The organism is Paenibacillus sp. 1011MAR3C5 (assembly GCF_003591485.1).
GTDB lineage: Bacteria > Bacillota > Bacilli > Paenibacillales > Paenibacillaceae > Pristimantibacillus.
On the sequence record NZ_QZCF01000003.1, the window covers coordinates 716,836 to 735,120 of the forward strand.

Genomic DNA, 18,285 nt, shown 5'->3' on the forward strand with positions numbered 1-18,285 from the left:
CTTGGCATTTTGACACAGTATGAGGATATTAAGGAAGGCGAGAAGGGTGCCTGGGTTAGTATAGCTGCTTATATCGCCTTGTCCGCTCTGAAGCTTGTAGCAGGTTATTGGTTCGTATCAGGTGCGCTTGTAGCCGACGGCTACAATAACTTAACAGATATCGTAGCCTCCGTAGCGGTGCTGGTCGGTCTGCGCATTTCGCAGAAGCCGCCCGACAAGGACCACCCGTACGGCCATTTCCGGGCTGAGACGATCGCGGCACTTATAGCGTCATTTATTATGGCGACGGTGGGCATTCAGGTCCTAATTACCGCCGTAAGATCGATCATTGCAGCCGAGCACACGACACCTAATATGATTACGGCTTGGGTTGCGCTATTTTCGGCTGTATGCATGGGCGGGGTATACGTCTACAATAGCCGTCTGGCCCGCAAGATCAACAACCAAGCGCTGATGGCAGCGGCGAAGGATAACTTGTCGGACGCCCTGGTGAGCATCGGTGCTGCGATTGGCATTATCGGCTCCCAGTTCGGCATGCCGTGGCTGGACCCCGTTGCAGCGTTGCTCGTCGGCCTCATTATATGCAAGACTGCGTGGGGCATCTTCTACAGCTCGACCCATGCGCTGACCGACGGCTTCGATGAGAAGGAGCTTAGGACGCTGAGAGCAACGATCGCCAAAACCAAAGGAGTCATGGCGATTAAGGACATTAAGGCCAGAATTCACGGGAGCAATGTGCTGGTAGACGTCATTGTGCTGGTAGATCCCGAATTATCGTTGATCGAGAGCCACCGGATCTGTGATGAGATTGAACGAAGAATGGGCCGGAAGCACAATATTATGGGCGTTCATGTCCATGTCGAGCCGTTGGAGCAGGACCAAAAGACCGCAGGAGAAGGCTTAAATCCGCTGCCTGAGGGCCGTTAAGCCGCATGGTAAATGGGACCATATTTTAATAGCAAACATAAAAATGAGCATTTAGTCCTACATGATGTATGAGAGAGCCCTAATCTTTATGAGAATTCTCATATTCGGTCTTTAGCCCAATAAGCTCTAAGCATGCAGGGTTTGGAAAAAGTGAAAAAGGAAGGCGTCTCCAAGGATGGAGGCGCCTTTTATTAATTTTTTCTTAGCATTTTTGGGTAATTCCATACTCCCAATTCCGAAGTCCCCCATTTAGGAACATCGGTCGATGCTTGTTCGAACACGCCAAACTTACAATGGTTGTTGTACACGCCGAACACCGGCACAGCAATCATCATACAAGGAGGCGTATTGAATGAGATACACCATGAAACACAAAGTCGCTGTTGCGACGATATCGGCTGTTTTGTTGCTAGGCACTGCAGCGGTAATGCCAGCTCCGGCAGCTTATGCTGCTCAATCAGCCGAGGTGATCTGGGGAGTTAACATGCGTACGGCCCCATCGACTTCCAGCACGGTTATCCGCATGCTGAAGAAAGGCGAAGATGTAAGCATCATTGAGGAGGCGGGCAGCGGCTGGTATAAAGTAAGCGATACTAGAGGCAAAACAGGATATATCTCTTCCTCTTCCAAATATACGAAAACAAATTCCACTTCGGATTCATCCTCGTCGAACTCCGGTTCCTCGTCGGAAGCTGTACCGGCTATGAACGCTGTTGTGAAAAAATCGGTTTCGTTCCGCGAAGGCCCTACGACATCCGCCAAGCGCATTCGTTATCTGAAATCGAACGAGCAAGTTAAGGTGCTGGGCAAAGCAAGCAGCAACTGGTATGAGGTTCTCGATTCTAACGGCGTAAAAGGATATGTGTCGACTCAGTCGCAATACCTGTCTTTAGGAAACACAGCAGGCAGTGGTAGCGGATCTACGAATACAGGATCAAACGGCTCTGGCGGCAGCTCGGGCGGAGATACGGCGACTAAGCCATCTACTCCTTCCTCCAGCGCATCCGTTGAGAAGGTCATCTCGGCCGGCATGAAGTATCTGGGCACGCCATATGAGTTCGGCTCTAACCGCAGCTCGACCAAAACCTTCGACTGTTCTGACTTTGTAAGAAGAGCGTTCATCGATGGACTTGGCATTACGTTGCCTGCGGATTCCCGCCAGCAAGGCGATTACGTGAAGAAAAAAGGCAACACGACTACGAATATCAATAATCTGAAACGCGGCGATTTGATGTTCTTCATGTCCTATAAAGGGACAAGCGCATCCGCATACAGCGGTGTCAACAAGTCCTCTGCGCGCATTACGCATGTCGGCATTTACCTGGGAGACGGCAAGATCCTGCATACGTACTCCAAAGAAAGCGGCGGCGTAAAAACGAATTCGATTAAAGGCACGCATTGGGAGCATCGCTTCCTATTCGGAGGAAGCGCACTCTAAGAGCAGATACCATATGCGATTGTAAAAAAAAGCTATCCCTCATCTCTGCTTCGAGATGGAGGGATAGCTTTTAAGCTTTTATGAGGATATGTCGTTTTTCAACTCGGTTGCAGCTATCTGACGCTCGGGTGCTTGTTGACGCTCGTCAACTGTCTGTCGTTCGTCTGCCGACTGAACATCAGACTCTTGCTCCAACTGCTTCTTCTTGCGGATTCTGCTGCGAACGAATAGAAAAATTGCGATCAATGGAACGCAGATGATAAAGGTATAAAGCGATACGTCCTTTACCATAGATTCTGCCGCCCGGCCATAGAAGTAGAACAATGCGCCAACTGCGTAAAACTTGACGGCACGCCCTATCGCAGCGTAGCCGATCAGTCGCCATAACGGAAAGTTCAAGGCGCCGGATAAAATCGTAAATACTTTAAATGGAATTGGCGTAAACGAACCTATCAATATGGCAGCTTCACCGTTTTTTTGGAACCGGCTTGTCGCGGCATCGATCCATTCTGTCTTAATAAACCGGTAGAGAACGGATTTACCCATAATTTTACCCAAATAGTAACCGACCGGAGTCCCGATCAAACAGGCGATATATCCAACCGTTGCAAGCCATAAGGCCGTTGTCGGATTCATAATACTTAATGATACCTGCAAGAAAAAAGCGGGGACCGGAAAAATGACCGCGTCGAGAAAGGAATGAACGAACAATCCCAAGGGGCCATAGTCCTTCAGAAAATCAATAAAAGCTTGAAACATGAGGCAGGCTCCTTTTTGTTCAACATACGTGCTAAGTATAGCATACAGTTGAGTAGTCGTCGCCTTTTATATAGGACGCAGGTCACAGACGCTATGATGGCGTTTTCACAGGCTGCTCATGATGGCATAACAACGCCCATAAGTTAACTTACGTGGCGTGTGATCACTGGTTTCAATATTTTTTTGGGTTTAAGACGCATTCTTATGTGATAAGTGGAACTTCCCCTCCGTTTTCGCTGCTTTGCTCCCCTGTTCGCCTTTTGAACTCGTACGGGAGTAGGCGTATAGTGGTACATGACGCGCATACGTTCGGATGGATTTAGTGCGGTTTTTGGCATGAGGGGAGTGACATCACGTGCAATCCTGGAAAAGAACGATGTGGATTTTATGGTTCGGGGTCCTGTTCTGCAGCTCCAGCTATACGATGTCGGTGCCGTTCCTGCCGCTGTTTCTGTATGACCTTGGCGTGGATAAAAGCTCCGTTAATTTGTGGGCGGGGATTGTCCATTCCTCAGCTTTCCTGGTTGGTGCCGTCATGGCTCCGCTGTGGGGGATGCTGGCGGACAAGTTCGGCAAGCGCAAGATGGTGATTCGGGCAGGACTCAGTCTGGCGATCATTTATGCCTTGATCGCTTTTGTGCAGACACCTTGGCAGCTTGTCGGTGTTCGGATGCTGCATGGTTTCGTCGGAGGATTTGTTCCGGCTTCCATGTCTATCGTCGCAATGATCGCACCGAAGGAGAAGTTGGGATGGAGCCTCGGCATAATGCAAGCAGGAACGATGACGGGAGGAATTCTAGGCCCGTTGTTTGGCGGATTGCTCGCCGAAGCCTTCGGCATGCGAAGGTCATTCATCGTGGCAGCCGTTATCATCTTTGCGGCAGCGCTCGCCGTCATTTTTTGGGTGAAGGAAGACAGGAGCGGGGAGACGCAGGTGAAGGCAAAGGACAAGCAGCCCATTACGTACCGGATGGCATTCCGAAATCGGGCGCTCATTCAAATGCTGCTCATCCTCGTCGTGTTTCAATTATCTCTCAATATGATTCAGCCGCTGCTGTCTCTCCATATCGCGGATCTGCAAGGCGGCGAAAAGGGAGCGGTTCTATCGGCGGGGCTTGTCTTGTCGTTGATCGGGATCGCTGGAATTATCGCGTCGCCGATATGGGGTAGGCTAGGCGAGAGGAAGGGGCATTACCGGATCTTGATCCTGTGTCTCTTGACCGCAGGGACGGTTGTTTGCGTGCAATATTTTGTAGAAGCGCTGTGGCTGTTCGCGTTCGTGCAATTTGTGTTCGGCTTGTTCATGGCGGGTATCGTCCCGATCATCAATACGCTGATGGTGCAAAATACGGACGAGCAGTTCCGGGGCAGGTCCTTCGGCCTGACGGCTAGCGCCAACCAGTTCGGCTCCATGCTGGGCCCGCTGCTTGGCGGGCTGCTGGGTCTATTCCTCGGCATCCACTCGATCTTCGTGGCGACAGGGGTTATCATGGCCGGTACAGGCATGATCGTCTGGATGAGGCGGAGAAGAGAGCGGTCCGTGGCCCGCTCGTAACTGCTGGGGGCGCTCTAAGGCTTGCTAGATTGAAACAACGTATTGAAACGAGAAAGAACCATATTCTTCATGGAGGGAGTTACTCCCTAACATGATGATATGGTTCTTTTCATATTATGATGAAAGTTTGTTCCAACGGTTGGGATTGCGCAAATTGCGCACCATTAAGTCGATCATACCGACTTACACGCTCGCAACGAGCCGCTCCGTTTCATTAGGTCGGCCACACCGACTTAATATTCCCACTGAGCTAGATTGGTTCAATTAAGTCAGCCACACCGACTTAATGTTCCCTCTGAGCTAGATTGGTGCAATTAAGTCGGCCACACCGACTTAATATTCCCACTGAGCTAGATTGGTTCAATTAAGTGGCCACACCGACTTAATGTTCACACTGAGCTAGATTGGTTCAATTAAGTCGGCCACACCGACTTAATGTTCCCTCTGAGCTAGATTGGTGCAATTAAGTCGGCGACACCGACTTAATGTTCCCTCTGAGCTAGATATGCTCAATTAGGTCGGCCACACCGACTTAATGTTCACACTGAGCTAGATATGTTCAATTAAGTCGGCGACACCGACTTAAACGCTCGGAACGAGCTGGAGTCAGCGCCATCTCCGCCTAGTCTCGCAGCTGGCGGCGGGATACGCCGCTTTGCTGGGCGGCGGCTACGACTCTGCGCCGTACTTCCTCTACGATCTTCGTATTGAACACGCTAGGTATAATGTACATGCGGTTCAGCTCTTCGTCGCTGATGACGGAAGCAATCGCTTCGGCTGCTGCAAGCTTCATCGGCTCGTTGATTTCGGAAGCGCGGCTATCGAGCGCTCCACGGAAGATGCCCGGGAAGCAAAGCACATTGTTGATCTGGTTCGGATAGTCGGAGCGTCCTGTTGCAATGACGCCAACGATATCCTCGATCAACTCGGGACGAATCTCCGGCTCTGGGTTCGCCATGGCGAATACGATGGGATCAGGCGCCATGCTTGCAACATGCTCTCTTGTCAGCAGGCGGCCAGCCGATACGCCGATGAACACGTCCGCTCCCTCCAGCGCTTCCTTCAGTCCGCCCTTGCGGCGTTCCGGATTCGTATTCTGCGCATACCATTGCCACATCGGATGATCATACGTCTCATCGGCAGACAGAATGCCCGGGCGATCGATGCCGATCACGTTGCGTGCGCCGCCGGCGAGCAGCATCTTCGTGCAGGCTGTGCCTGCCGCGCCAATGCCGCATACGACGATGCGGGCTTCGCTTAACGTGCGGCCGGTCAGCTTCAGCGCATTCAGCAGGCCGGCATAGAGGACAACGGCCGTTCCATGCTGATCATCATGAAACACCGGGATATCGAGCTCTTCACGCAGCCGCTGCTCAATCTCGAAGCAGCGCGGAGCGGAGATGTCCTCCAGGTTGATGCCGCCGAAGCCGGGAGCGAGATGCTTGACGGCCGCGATCACTTCTTCGGTGTCTTGTGTATCGAGGCAGATCGGGAAGGCATCCACATCGGCGAATTGCTTGAACAGCATCGCCTTTCCCTCCATAACCGGCATCGCGGCATACGGCCCGATATTGCCAAGGCCCAGCACGGCGCTGCCATCAGAGACGACGGCTACTGTATTGCGCTTGATCGTAAGTGTATGGGCCTTGGACGGTTCTTCATGGATGGCTTGGCATACTCTGGCTACGTCAGGGGTGTAAACTCTGGACAGATCGTCGCGGTTTTGAATCGGTGTCTTCGGCTGAATCGTAATTTTACCGCCAAGATGAAGCAGGAACGTACGGTCAGAGATATGAAGCAACCGGATGCCCGGTACGGAGCGCAGCGCTTCTGTCAGCCGTTCGGAGGCGCCTTGCTCGGTAATTTTAACCGTTAAGTCCCGTACGCTTTTATTCTTGTCGGTATGTATGACGTCAATGGCGACAATATCGCCTTTTGCTTGCTCGATTGCGGTAGCGGCCTTGCCGAACTGGGCTTTTTCTGTGTCGATTTCAAGCCTGAGAATAATCGTTTTGCCATCTGTCATTTGTGATTGCATGCCTGTCACGATCTCCCTTCAAATGTGCAGTATCGGTATCAATCAAGCCATCTTCAATTATGCCCCAAAGCAGCGGTGAAAAACAAAGCCGTCACTGCATGAGCTGCAGTACGGCCTCGGGACATTTTTTGGGATCATATTGAAGCGCGCGCTTCTGGAGCAGGCCTTCGCGAAAGGCGGTTGCCGCCGCTTTGTCATGGATAAGCTGGAACCACCGGTTTACCGTATCATTCGAATTTAGCATCTCACCGAACCCGTTCTGGATGAAGTATTCGCAATTCTCTTCCTCCTGGCCCGGTATCGGCTCGTAAAACAGCATCGGCAGCGCCTTGCTCATGCCTTCAGTGCAAGTCATGCCACCGGGCTTGGTCACCAGCAGATCGGCTGCTTCCATCAGCTTGTGAACATCGCGCGTAAAACCTAAAATACGAATGTTCTGGTGCTGGAACATGGGATCGCCCAGCATTTTTTCCTTCATCTTCTCGTTGGAGCCTACACAAAAGATTAATTGCGTCGTCTCGCGCCACTTGGTCATGTACGATAAGGCATTGTCTTCATACAGGATACCCCAGCCACCGCCCATAATGAGTACCGTCGGCATATCCTTCAGATCGTATTCCTCGCGTATAACATCCTTGCTGTATGTAATCCAGAAATTGGGATGCACAGGTATGCCTGTTACTTCCACTCGTTCCGGCATTACGCCCTTCTCCACAAGACGGCGTTTCACGTCAGGGGACGAAACCAGATAATGATTCACTTCCTGGTTGACCCAGGAGCCATGTGCGTCGTAATCGGTTATAAGCGTATATAAAGGAATATCCAGTCCGAGCCGCTTCAACCTTGCAACGACAGTATTAGGGACGGGATGGGTGCATACGATAAGATCCGGCTTAAGCTGTGCGATAACCTGTGACGTCTGTGTATAAAACATCCGGTGAAGCGCAAGCTGTGCCAAGCGGTTCGTCGGTTTCTTATAATTGCTGCGGTACATCATGCCTACCATCTTGGGCTGCGAGCTTACCGTTCTCCGGTAGGCTGACACGATCAACGGTCCGATTACCGGGTTTAAAAATTTACCTAGCTCAATGACTCGAGCCGAGATGCTGGGGCATATCTGCTTTAATCCTACCGCCAGCGCGTTTGCTGCTTGCGTATGGCCGGAGCCGAACCCCTCTGAGAGCAGCAGCACTCTCTTCTTGCGCATATACTCACCTACTTTTCTATTTCCATATTACTTCTCAGGTTAGGTTTATACAAGCGTGGATGTTCTGCTTGTCAATAAATTAACGTTCCTTTACATTGTAATCACATGCTTGTTTATGAATTCATTGTAGATGAAGTAAAAAACGTTAGATTCAGGAGGGATACATGATGTCTAGTTATGAGGAACCATTCCGCTGCGAAGTTGGAAATATAGTTAAGGCCAAAGTCCGTTCGGGCGTATATGTAGGTGAGGTTGTCGAGCTTAACGCTCCGCGTGCGCTCGTCAAAGTGCTGGCAGTGCTCAAGCATCCGGAGCAGGGCGATCTTCATCAGCCCTACAACCCGGATGTTGCGATGTTCCATGAACGCCGCGCCTTAAGCTACACAGAAAAAACAACAGTCCTTATCAGAGACTTGCAAAGCTACGCGGGAGCGGTGCCGGATTACCGGGAGTCGCTACATGCGGCAGTTGCAGCCGAGATCGAGTCTCTCGACCGTCTGAACCGCTGGACAGCCAAGAGCCTGGAGACGATGATCGGATTGCAAAAGGACTACAAGTAACTAACGGTTAATAAAAGCGGTTTTCAACGTTTCACGGTATACAACCTGGAAGCCGAGTCCGTCGGAAAGCGCGGCCAGCGGCACGTAAGTCTTTTTCTCGCCGCTGAACTGCTGGAGATAGGCGGGCTCTGCGTTCAGCGGCTCGCTCTTGCCGTTGATGCTGATCGTTGTTGCACCAACTGTAATCGCTACTGTCCGATTCTCCAGCGTAATAGTCGCGGTGGAAGTCGCGGCGTTCCATTGCAGCTCCGCACCAAGGGCATCGGTTACATCGCGCAGCGACAAGAACGTACGCCCTTTCTTGATGACAGGCGCATAGTCGGTAATCACTTCCTTGCCGCCTACGACGATCGAGATCGGCACGCCTTGCTTGCGCGGTTTGACTGTTTGGTAGGTTCCCCATAGCGGTTCTGCGAATGCTTTGCCAAGCGCTGCATAACCGGAAGCGGTAGGGTGGATATCCGGCATCGGATTGCCTTTCTCATCTGTTGCGCGGATGCTGGTGAACTTAAGCGCGTCCTTTTCAATTGCGGACGACGCATCAGCGATTTTCACATTCAAGCCTTGCTTCGAATATTCAGCTACAACAGTTTGCAGTCGCTCAAGCAGGCGTGCTTGGCCGTCCGTTAGAAACTTGGCTGTAGAGTCAGGAACGAAGTATGTCTTCTGATCCCGAATTTGGATATATATAGGTAGATACTGGTTGGCGACCACAATCTCGGCATTCGGCTGAAGCTTCTGAATGGTCCCAAGCGATGCTTTCAGCTGCTTCTCGAAGCCTTCAAGAAGCGTATCGAGCTGAGCTTTCAATTGATCCTGCTTGTCTGCTGGAAGCTGATCGAACGCTGTCTCAAAGCCAAGGTCGTTCAGCATCCACAGGAAGTCGTTGCCGCCGATTGTAACGAGCACAAGCTCGGCATCTTTGAGATCCTGGGCGAGTTGGGTTGTCTTGCCGAACATCGCGGCAGCACGCGGATCGCTGAGGCCTGCTTGAATGTCGGCCTCCTTCACGGCTTGTCCCTTGGCCGCGGCATCCAGCCACTTGCTGAGCCCTTCCGAGCGCAGGCCGATAATGCCGTAGTTGGTATATTCGGCCCGAAGTCCTTGGAACAGAGCCTGCTCGTATGCATGCTCGGCAAACCCGTAAGGCACAGAGGATGCCGTAAAGCCCAGCTCATAGCCGGCTGCCAGCGAATCGCCCAGTACGACAATGTCGTATGTATCGCTTGATACTCCTTCTGCCCCCGCCTTCGGAGCAGCCGTGGCGGTTACACTGAAGGCCAGACATCCTGCGACGACTGCCGCGATCGTCGCGCGGCTCCACATATTCCTTAATTTGCTATACAATTGCCACACATCCTTTTGATAAAATAGATGAAAACAGAGATTACACACCACTAGTCCTAGAACCCGTCAGCCGCCGCCGCCAAACAATCCTTATCACAATTATAAAAATATTAAATTGATTCCGATTTGCCCTGATGTTAAAATCATATAATAATCGCTTAGCAACGGTAGATGGCAAGAGGAATGGCAAGGAGCAGGCGGGTGTGCCTCGCCCCCTACCATTCTATGATAGTTCAAGCCAAAAATGAAGCCAATTAAGTGATCAAGCCTGTTATTCTACATTGCTTGCCCAAAAATCTTCTGATAGAAAGGTTGCACACAATGAAAGAAAATATTTTGGGATTGCCGCCTAAGCAAGGACTTTATGACCCGCAGAACGAGAAAGATGCTTGCGGAATGGGCTTTGTAGCCAGCATTAAAGGAAAAAAATCGCATAAGGTTATCCGCCAGGCTCTGACTCTGCTAGAGAACATGGAGCATCGCGGCGGACAGGGCAGCGAGCCGAACACCGGTGACGGTGCAGGTATTCTGCTTCAAATCCCGCATGCGTTTTTCTCCGCCGAGCTGAGCAAGCAAAGCATTCAACTGCCCGCTGAAGGGGACTACGCGGTCGGCATGATTTTTATGCCGCAAGACGAAGCTGCCCGCACGGTGATCGAGCGCGAGCTTGAGAGCATTGTCGCGGAAGAGAAGCAGACTATGATCGGATGGCGCACTGTGCCTACGGACGATGGGAAGCTGGGCCAATCGGCGCTGGCGGTTAAACCTTATGTTCGTCAGGTGTTCATTGGCAAAAATGCAGAATTGAAAGACACCCTCGCTTTCGAGCGCAAGCTGTATGTCATCCGCAAGCGCGCGGAACTGGCCATTCGCTATGCCGGCAAAGAAGGCGGAAACATGTTTTACTTCTCCAGTCTGTCCTCCAAAAAAATCGTGTACAAAGGCATGCTTACCACAGAGCAAGTACGTTCCTTCTATACCGAGCTGAATGACGAATCGGTTGTCTCTGCTATTGCTTTAGTGCATTCCCGTTTTAGTACGAACACATTCCCTAGCTGGGAGAGAGCTCATCCATTCCATTATCTGATTCATAACGGTGAAATCAATACGCTTCGCGGCAACGTGAACTGGATGCATGCGCGCCAGACGCTGTTCGCCTCCGAGCTGTTCGGCGAGGATCTGGAGAAGATCAAGCCGATTATCAATCCGGACGGTTCCGACACGGCGATGTTCGACAACACGCTTGAATTCCTGCACCTGGCTGGCCGCTCCTTGCCGCATGTGGCGATGATGATGGTTCCCGAACCTTGGTCCAACCACGAGAGCATGAGCGACGAGCGCAAGGCATTCTACGAATACCACAGCACCTTGATGGAGCCGTGGGATGGACCGGCTGCAATGGGCTTTACAGACGGCACGCAAATCGGCGCTACGCTGGACCGCAACGGTCTTCGCCCTGCCCGTTACTACGTGACGAAGGATGACCATATTATTCTAGGTTCAGAAGCGGGAGCAGTACAGATTCCTGCGGAAGACATTTTATACAAAGACAGACTGCGTCCAGGCCGCATGCTGCTTGTCGATACAGCGCAAGGCCGTATTATCTCCGACGAGGAAGTAAAGGCGGCTATTGCTGCCGAGCATCCTTACCGCGAATGGCTTGACGAGCATCTGGTCAATCTGGACGATCTGCCAGAAGCGCCTGAGCTTCCGGATCCGAGCCATGACACGGTTCAGCGCCGCCAGCAAGCGTTCGGCTATACGTTCGAGGATATCCGCAAGGTGCTTGAACCGATGGCGGGAAGCGGCCAAGAGCCGATCGCGTCCATGGGCTATGACGCTCCGCTTGCCGTATTGTCCGAGCGTCCGCAGCGCCTGTACAACTACTTCAAGCAGCTGTTCGCGCAAGTAACGAACCCGCCGATCGATGCGATCCGCGAGGAGATTATTACGTCGACAGCGACAACGATCGGACCTGAGCGCAACCTGCTTAATCCGGAGCCGGAGAGCTGCCGCCACATTAAGCTGGATACGCCGATCCTGTCCAACGAGCAATTCGCCAAGCTGCGCCACATCCGCCGCGAAGGCTTCAAGTCCATCACACTGCCGATCTTCTTCACGGCAAGCGAAGGCGAAGAGGGACTTCGCTCCGCGCTGACATTATTGTGCGAGGCGGCTGACCGCGTTATTGCGAAAGGCCATAATATTATCATCTTGTCCGACCGCGGCGTTGACAAGGAGAATGCAGCGATTCCTGCTCTGCTGGCCGTATCGGCTCTGCATCACCATCTGATCCGCCAGGGCACGCGTACGAAGGTCGGCATCATGCTGGAGTCTGGCGAACCGCGCGAGGTTCATCATTATGCACTGCTGCTCGGTTACGGCGTCAATGCTGTCAATCCTTACCTGGCCTTCGAATCGCTGGATGACATGATTAAGCAAGGCATGCTAAGAGGCGTATCGCATGAGAAGGCGGTCAAAAACTATATTAAAGCTGCTACGAAAGGCGTCGTAAAAGTATTGTCCAAGATGGGCATCTCCACGATCCAATCGTACCGCGGCGCGCAAATCTTCGAAGCGCTGGGCCTTCGCGAGGATGTGATCAACGAGTACTTCACGTGGACGCAATCCCGCATCGGCGGCATCGGACTGGATGTCATCGCCGAAGAGACGCTGCATGCCCATAACCGTGCGTTCGCCGAGCAGGAAGGCGCTGAGAAGGAACTGGATTCCGGCGGCGACTACCAATGGCGCAAGGACGGCGAGGACCATCTGTTCACGCCGCAGACGATCCATACGCTTCAGATGGCATCGCGTGCCAATGACTATAAACTGTACAAGAAGTTCTCCGTGCTGGTGCAAGGCGAGAACAAGAAGCATCTGACGCTTCGCTCGCTCATCGACTTCAAGAAGGATGGCCATTCTGTGCCGCTTGAAGAAGTGGAATCGGTAGAGTCCATCGTCAAACGGTTCAAGACCGGCGCAATGTCCTTTGGCTCCATCAGCAAGGAAGCGCATGAAAGCCTGGCTATTGCGATGAACCGCCTCGGCGGCAAGTCCAACACGGGTGAAGGCGGCGAAGATCCGGCACGCTTTACGCCGGACAGCAACGGCGATTCCCGCCGCAGCGCGATCAAGCAGGTCGCATCGGGACGTTTCGGCGTAACGAGCAACTACTTGGTGAACGCCGACGAGATTCAAATTAAAATGGCCCAAGGCGCGAAGCCTGGCGAAGGCGGACAGCTGCCTGGCCTGAAAGTATACCCTTGGGTTGCGGAAGTACGGGGCTCGACTCCGGGCGTTGGCCTCATCTCGCCTCCTCCGCATCACGATATTTATTCCATCGAGGATCTGGCTGAGCTGATCCACGATCTGAAAAACGCGAATCCGCGCGCTCGCATCAACGTTAAGCTTGTATCCGAGGTTGGCGTTGGCACGATTGCTGCAGGTGTAGCGAAAGGCCGCGCAGATGTCATTATGGTCAGCGGCTATGACGGCGGTACAGGTGCATCTCCGATGGGCTCTATCCGCCACGCGGGTCTTCCTTGGGAGCTTGGTCTGGCCGAGACGCACCAGACGCTCATGCTGAACAATCTGCGTGACCGCGTGACGATTGAGACCGACGGCAAAATGATGAACGGACGCGACGTTGCGATCGCTGCATTGCTTGGAGCTGAAGAATACGGCTTCTCGACAGCTCCGCTTATCGTTCTCGGCTGCGTCATGATGCGTGTCTGCCAGCTGGATACTTGTCCAGTCGGTGTAGCTACGCAAAATCCGGAGCTTCGCAAGAAGTTCATGGGCGAACCGGCCCATGTCGTGAACTACCTGCGCTTCATCGCGGAGGAAATGCGCGAGATTATGGCAGAGCTTGGCTTCCGTACGATCGAAGAGATGGTAGGGCGCGTTGACCGTCTGGAGACGAAGCATCTGACTGAGCATTACAAAGCGAAAGGTCTTGACCTGTCGAGCATCTTGTATGAAGCGGATGTTGCCGAAGGCGCCAAACGCTACAAGGTGCAAGACCAGAACCACGGTCTGGAGCTGTCGATCGATATGCAGCAGCTTGTTCCTCTGGCGAAGCCGGCTTTGGAGAATGGAGAGAGCGTTCGCGGAACGTTCCCGATCTTGAATACGAACCGCGTTGTCGGAACGATTCTGGGTTCCGAAGTAACCAGCCGTTATGGAGCCAAAGGGCTGCCGGAAGATACGATCTGGTACCACTTTATCGGTACGGCGGGCCAAAGCTTCGGCGCATTCGTACCGAAGGGCATTACGCTATCGGTTGAAGGCGACTCCAATGACTACTTCGGCAAAGGATTGTCCGGCGGCAAAATTATAGTAGCACCGTCACCGAAAGCGACCTTTGCAGCAGAAGACAACATTATTATCGGCAACACAGCCCTGTACGGCGCAACGAGCGGCCAGGCTTACATTCGCGGAATTGCCGGCGAGCGCTTCGCAGTACGGAATAGCGGCGTCAATGTAGTTGTTGAGGGCGTCGGCGATCATGGCTGTGAGTATATGACTGGAGGACGTGTTGTCGTACTGGGCGCTACTGGCCGCAACTTCGGCGCAGGCATGTCCGGCGGCGTAGCTTATGTCTATGACGAGCAAGGCGACTTCTATAACCACACAAACCTGGAGATGATCCTTCTGGAGCGTCTGGAGGAAGAGGCCGATATCAGTGAGCTGCGCGGCATGATCGAGAGACATGTCCAGTATACGGAGAGTGCCGTAGGCACACGCATTCTGAACGATTGGGATGCAGAGCTAGCGAAATTCGTGAAGGTGATTCCGAAGGACTACAAGCGGATGCTGGAGCAAATTCGTAAAGCGGAGGATACAGGTCTGCAAGGCGGAGACGCATTGCTTGCCGCGTTCGAAGCGAACAAGCGTGAACTGGCTCGTGCAGGCGGCAAATAAGAGATCATTATACAATCTCGCAGTAGAGTGAAGAACTCTATTGCGAGATTTTTTATGTGAACGAAGTTACGGCGGAGTGTACAGTTACTTTGGATCAAAGGAGAGCTGCTCAGTACCTGCTCTTTGGTCCATTCGCGGATTCAAAAGCTGCAGCTTACAGTAATCGGACCATGCTGAAGCTGCTGCATCCGGCATCTCCTTATCGACAAAAGTAGACCCGGACCGGCTGCAAGCGACGCCAAGAAGCGACATGCTTCCTAGGATACCTCAAGTATAATAGTACGTAATTTGGCGCTGAGGAGGATGTCGCAATTGAAAATCGTCATGTTGTCGGGTGGACCCGGCAAAAGAGTATGGCCGCTATCCGATACCAGTATGCCCAAGCAATACCTTCCTGTCTTGGACGGACCGGGGGGAGAGCCGGAATCGATGGTTCAGCGATTGTGGAGGCAGCTGCTGGCTGCCGATTTGATGGAAAGCGCTAGCGTGGCGACAAGCACCAAACAAGCCGCGTGGATTAAGGAGCAGCTAGGTCGGCATGTACCGCTGCTTGAGGAGCCGGCTCAACGGGGAAGCTATTCTGCTGCCTTGCTGGCGGCGTCCTATTATTATTCTGTGGCGGGGGTATCCCCGCATGAGATAATCGTCATGCTGCCAGTTGATATGTATGTGTCCGGGGATTTTTTTCATTGCATTCGCAGTTTGCCCAAGCTTCTAAGGGAAAACGAAGCGCCTATGATGATGGTGGGGACGTCAGCGGAATATCCCGGTACGCGCTATGGCTATATACTGGCAGATCAGGCTGAGCTTGGCGAAGAATCAAGCAACTATGATTGGAGAGTGAGGAGCTGCTGCGAGAAACCGGGAGAGCTGGAGGCCGAAGAGCTGTTCCGCTCGGGTGCGCTTTGGAACAGCGGTGTGTATGCTTTCCAGCTCGACTTTTTGCTGGGAAGACTTACGGATGCCGCATTGCCGATTGATTATGAGGAGCTGTACAAGCAATATTTCATGCTGCCGAAGCTGAGTCTGGAGGATGGGCTTGCATGCGACGCTTCGGTCGACAAGTCCGTGATCCGATATGACGGGCTTTGGGTAAACCTGAATTCCTGGCGCACGTTGTCCGAACGAATCGCGATGCCATGAAGGATCAAAGATAAAGGAACAATGGTTACCAATGCATTCCTCAATCGTATATAATGAGGGAGTTGGCTCGTTTTTTCGGAAAGCCGGGCTATTGGAGGAGGGAATTACATAGATGGGGCAGCCTATTGTTCGTTTGCAAGACGTAACAAAAAGAATTGGAGGCCGAACGCTAATAGACAAGCTGACGCTTGATGTGCCGTCAGGCGAGGTGTTCGGATTTCTTGGTCCGAATGGAGCTGGCAAAACAACGACCATCCGCATGATGGTTGGTTTAATGTCGATTACTTCAGGAGATATACTTATTGACGGACATAGCATTAGCAATCAGTTTGAGAAAGCGATCCGGCATGTAGGCGCAATTGTCGAAAATCCGGAAATGTACAAGTATATGAGTGGCTATCAGAACTTGATCCATTTTGCTCGCATGATTCCGGGAATCACTTCGCACCGTGTGCGGGAGGTCGTAGCGCTTGTCGGACTGGAAGGGCGTATTCATGACAAAGTAAAGACGTATTCGCTTGGCATGAGGCAGCGCCTCGGGGTAGCTCAGGCAATTCTTCATAAGCCGAAGCTGCTTATTCTGGATGAGCCGACGAATGGACTCGATCCTGCGGGCATTCGCGAACTCCGTGATTACTTGCGCAATATGGCGCGGCAGGAAGGCGTCGCTGTCTTTGTATCGAGTCACTTGCTCTCCGAGATGGAGCTGATGTGCGACCGGGTTGCCATTATTCAGAACGGCAGGCTAATCGATGTTCGTTCGATTCAGGGCACAGATAAAAGTGCAGTAATTGCGCGAATCATATTTGAGGTGGACCGCCCGGAGAATGCCTTAGAGGTGCTGGCTGCATCAGGCTTGGCCGGGATCAGCGAGGGGGCAGGCATGGTTGCGGTTGAAGGAGACAAGGCGTTTGCAGCACAAGTGAATGAACTCTTCGTCAAGGGCGGCATTAAGGTATACGGCATTCGTGCGGATATCAAGTCGCTTGAAGATCAATTTTTGGAGATGACGGGAGGCGAGGGCATTGGTTGATTTCTTGAATCTCATCCGCAATGAGAACATGAAAATGTTCAGACGACCGCGCTTGCTCGTCATGCTTGGCATTATTATCGGCCTCGTCATTGCGATTTCCGCTGTTTGGTTCTCAGTGGACAAAGGTCAGACCGCCATGTGGGAAGTCGTCATTACAGAAACGATGTTCATCTACTGGATTATTACGATCTTTGCGGTTGTGGCTGCATCAAGTACGGTCGCTGAGGAGTTCTCTTCGGGTACGATCAAGCTGCTATTGATCCGGCCTTGGAACCGATCCAAAATTCTATTGTCCAAATACATATCCAGTCTGTTGTTCGCGTTGTTCTTCGCCGTTGTGTTTCTGGCAAGCCTGCTGCTGGTGAATTGGCTTTTCTTTGGACTGTTCGGCAGCGGGACGGTCGATCGGTTAAGCGAAGTTACCGGCGTATCCAATGTGGAATATATGTTCAAGTATTTCGGACTGCTGTTCCTGAATACGATTATGACCGTTACGATTTCCTTTATGCTCTCTACGGTGTTCCGCAGCAGCATTCTTGCAATCGCGACGGCTCTATTTATTGAAATCGTGGTCAATAACTTGATGCAGCTGCTGGCATTCGTTAAGTACAAGTGGATTGATTATATCTTGTTCGTCCACCTGGATCTGACCAAGTATGTAGGCGGCAACGTATCCAATAACGGCATGACGCTCGGATTTTCGTTAGCTGTGCTTGGCGTATATTACGTGCTGTTCATGGCGCTGACATGGTATATCTTCAACAAACGCGATGTTGCAGCTTAATCTTGAACGAATCGTATACTATATCTGCAGCACAAAGCAAGCCGCGCCGTTCTTCCTCTAGAGGATAGAGCGGCGCGGCTTTGCGCTGTTCAGGATAAGTAATTAACCGGCTTGTCGTGACTTCGACTTGTCGTTCTTGTCCTGCTTGGCGTTCGCTTGGGATTCGAGCTCTGAGAGCGGCTTTTGCTTGTTATCGACAGCCTGCTCCATATGGCAGCTCCCATTCAGCATGCCGCCATCCTGAATAATGAGAGAATGGGCTTTTACATTGCCGACAAGCTGACCGGATGCGGCAATAATGAGCCGCCCTGTGGTCTCAATATCGCCGAATAGCTTTCCTGCCAGCGTCACATCTTGCGCGAGTATATTGGAGCGGGCCACCCCGCATTCACCGATAATGACATCTCCTTTACACTCGATATCACCTCGGAATTCGCCTTCGATCCGCAGATTGGCTTCACTCACAATCTTGCCCTCGGCTATCGTGCCTTGCCCGATTAGCGTATCGGTCGCGATGACGCGCTTAGTCTCCTTGAACATGGTTGAAGTCCTCCTTCAGCATGGAATC

General features: G+C 52.2%; 13 protein-coding genes. 8 read left to right on the plus strand and 5 right to left on the minus strand.

What is annotated here, in order from left to right; all coding sequences use genetic code 11:
- Positions 1 to 9 precede the first annotated feature (9 nt).
- Together D3P07_RS12880 and D3P07_RS12885 are read left to right on the plus strand one after the other, a co-directional pair.
- On the plus strand, positions 10 to 927 hold the full coding sequence (locus D3P07_RS12880) for a cation diffusion facilitator family transporter (protein WP_119800610.1): 918 nt from the start codon (positions 10 to 12) through the stop codon (positions 925 to 927).
- A gap of 352 nt (positions 928 to 1,279) precedes the next feature.
- A complete protein-coding gene (locus D3P07_RS12885) occupies positions 1,280 to 2,365 on the plus strand; it encodes a C40 family peptidase (RefSeq protein ID WP_259391478.1) in 1,086 nt (361 codons plus the stop codon).
- Between the two features lie 78 nt (positions 2,366 to 2,443).
- Here D3P07_RS12885 and D3P07_RS12890 read toward each other — a convergent pair whose 3' ends face one another.
- A complete protein-coding gene (locus tag D3P07_RS12890; protein WP_119800611.1) occupies positions 2,444 to 3,124 on the minus strand; it encodes a YqaA family protein in 681 nt (226 codons plus the stop codon).
- Between the two features lie 355 nt (positions 3,125 to 3,479).
- Between D3P07_RS12890 and D3P07_RS12895 the strand changes: the two genes are divergently transcribed.
- The gene (locus D3P07_RS12895) at positions 3,480 to 4,679 is read left to right on the plus strand and encodes an MFS transporter (protein WP_182914298.1); all 1,200 of its coding nucleotides are present in this window, start codon (positions 3,480 to 3,482) and stop codon (positions 4,677 to 4,679) included.
- Positions 4,680 to 5,301: 622 nt separating this feature from the next.
- On the opposite strand, the gene D3P07_RS12900 is transcribed toward D3P07_RS12895, so the two are convergent.
- Together D3P07_RS12900 and D3P07_RS12905 are read right to left on the minus strand one after the other, a co-directional pair.
- On the minus strand, positions 5,302 to 6,717 hold the full coding sequence (locus tag D3P07_RS12900) for an NAD-dependent malic enzyme (RefSeq protein ID WP_119800612.1): 1,416 nt from the start codon (positions 6,715 to 6,717) through the stop codon (positions 5,302 to 5,304).
- Between the two features lie 91 nt (positions 6,718 to 6,808).
- Complete coding sequence (locus D3P07_RS12905; RefSeq protein WP_119800613.1) at positions 6,809 to 7,924, minus strand: MGDG synthase family glycosyltransferase; 1,116 nt, start codon at positions 7,922 to 7,924, stop codon at positions 6,809 to 6,811.
- Positions 7,925 to 8,088: 164 nt separating this feature from the next.
- Here D3P07_RS12905 and kapB point away from each other — a divergent pair, with 164 nt between their 5' ends.
- Positions 8,089 to 8,484 carry a kinase-associated lipoprotein KapB gene (gene kapB / locus D3P07_RS12910; protein WP_119800614.1) on the plus strand — a complete coding sequence of 132 codons (396 nt, stop codon included), beginning with the start codon at positions 8,089 to 8,091 and terminating at the stop codon, positions 8,482 to 8,484.
- Here the strand turns inward: kapB and D3P07_RS12915 are convergent, their stop codons facing one another.
- Entirely contained in the window at positions 8,485 to 9,831 is a 1,347-nt protein-coding gene (locus D3P07_RS12915) for an SGNH/GDSL hydrolase family protein (protein ID WP_119800615.1), read from the minus strand.
- Positions 9,832 to 10,152: 321 nt separating this feature from the next.
- Between D3P07_RS12915 and gltB the strand changes: the two genes are divergently transcribed.
- The 4 genes from gltB (at position 10,153) to D3P07_RS12935 (ending at position 17,717) form a co-directional block, all read left to right on the plus strand.
- Positions 10,153 to 14,757, plus strand: a complete 4,605-nt coding sequence (gltB, locus tag D3P07_RS12920; RefSeq protein ID WP_119800616.1) for a glutamate synthase large subunit — start codon at positions 10,153 to 10,155, stop codon at positions 14,755 to 14,757.
- A 312-nt stretch (positions 14,758 to 15,069) separates the two neighbouring features.
- Positions 15,070 to 15,900: a sugar phosphate nucleotidyltransferase gene (locus tag D3P07_RS12925; RefSeq protein ID WP_182914299.1), complete on the plus strand. Its 831-nt coding sequence runs from the start codon at positions 15,070 to 15,072 to the stop codon at positions 15,898 to 15,900.
- Between the two features lie 112 nt (positions 15,901 to 16,012).
- Positions 16,013 to 16,933: an ABC transporter ATP-binding protein gene (locus D3P07_RS12930; protein ID WP_119800618.1), complete on the plus strand. Its 921-nt coding sequence runs from the start codon at positions 16,013 to 16,015 to the stop codon at positions 16,931 to 16,933.
- Complete coding sequence (locus D3P07_RS12935) at positions 16,926 to 17,717, plus strand: ABC transporter permease (protein ID WP_119800619.1); 792 nt, start codon at positions 16,926 to 16,928, stop codon at positions 17,715 to 17,717. The genes D3P07_RS12930 and D3P07_RS12935 overlap by 8 nt, the downstream gene beginning before the upstream one ends.
- Before the next feature lie 102 nt (positions 17,718 to 17,819).
- Here D3P07_RS12935 and D3P07_RS12940 read toward each other — a convergent pair whose 3' ends face one another.
- The gene (locus tag D3P07_RS12940; protein ID WP_119800620.1) at positions 17,820 to 18,257 is read right to left on the minus strand and encodes a bactofilin family protein; all 438 of its coding nucleotides are present in this window, start codon (positions 18,255 to 18,257) and stop codon (positions 17,820 to 17,822) included.
- Between the last annotated feature and the right edge of the window lie 28 nt (positions 18,258 to 18,285).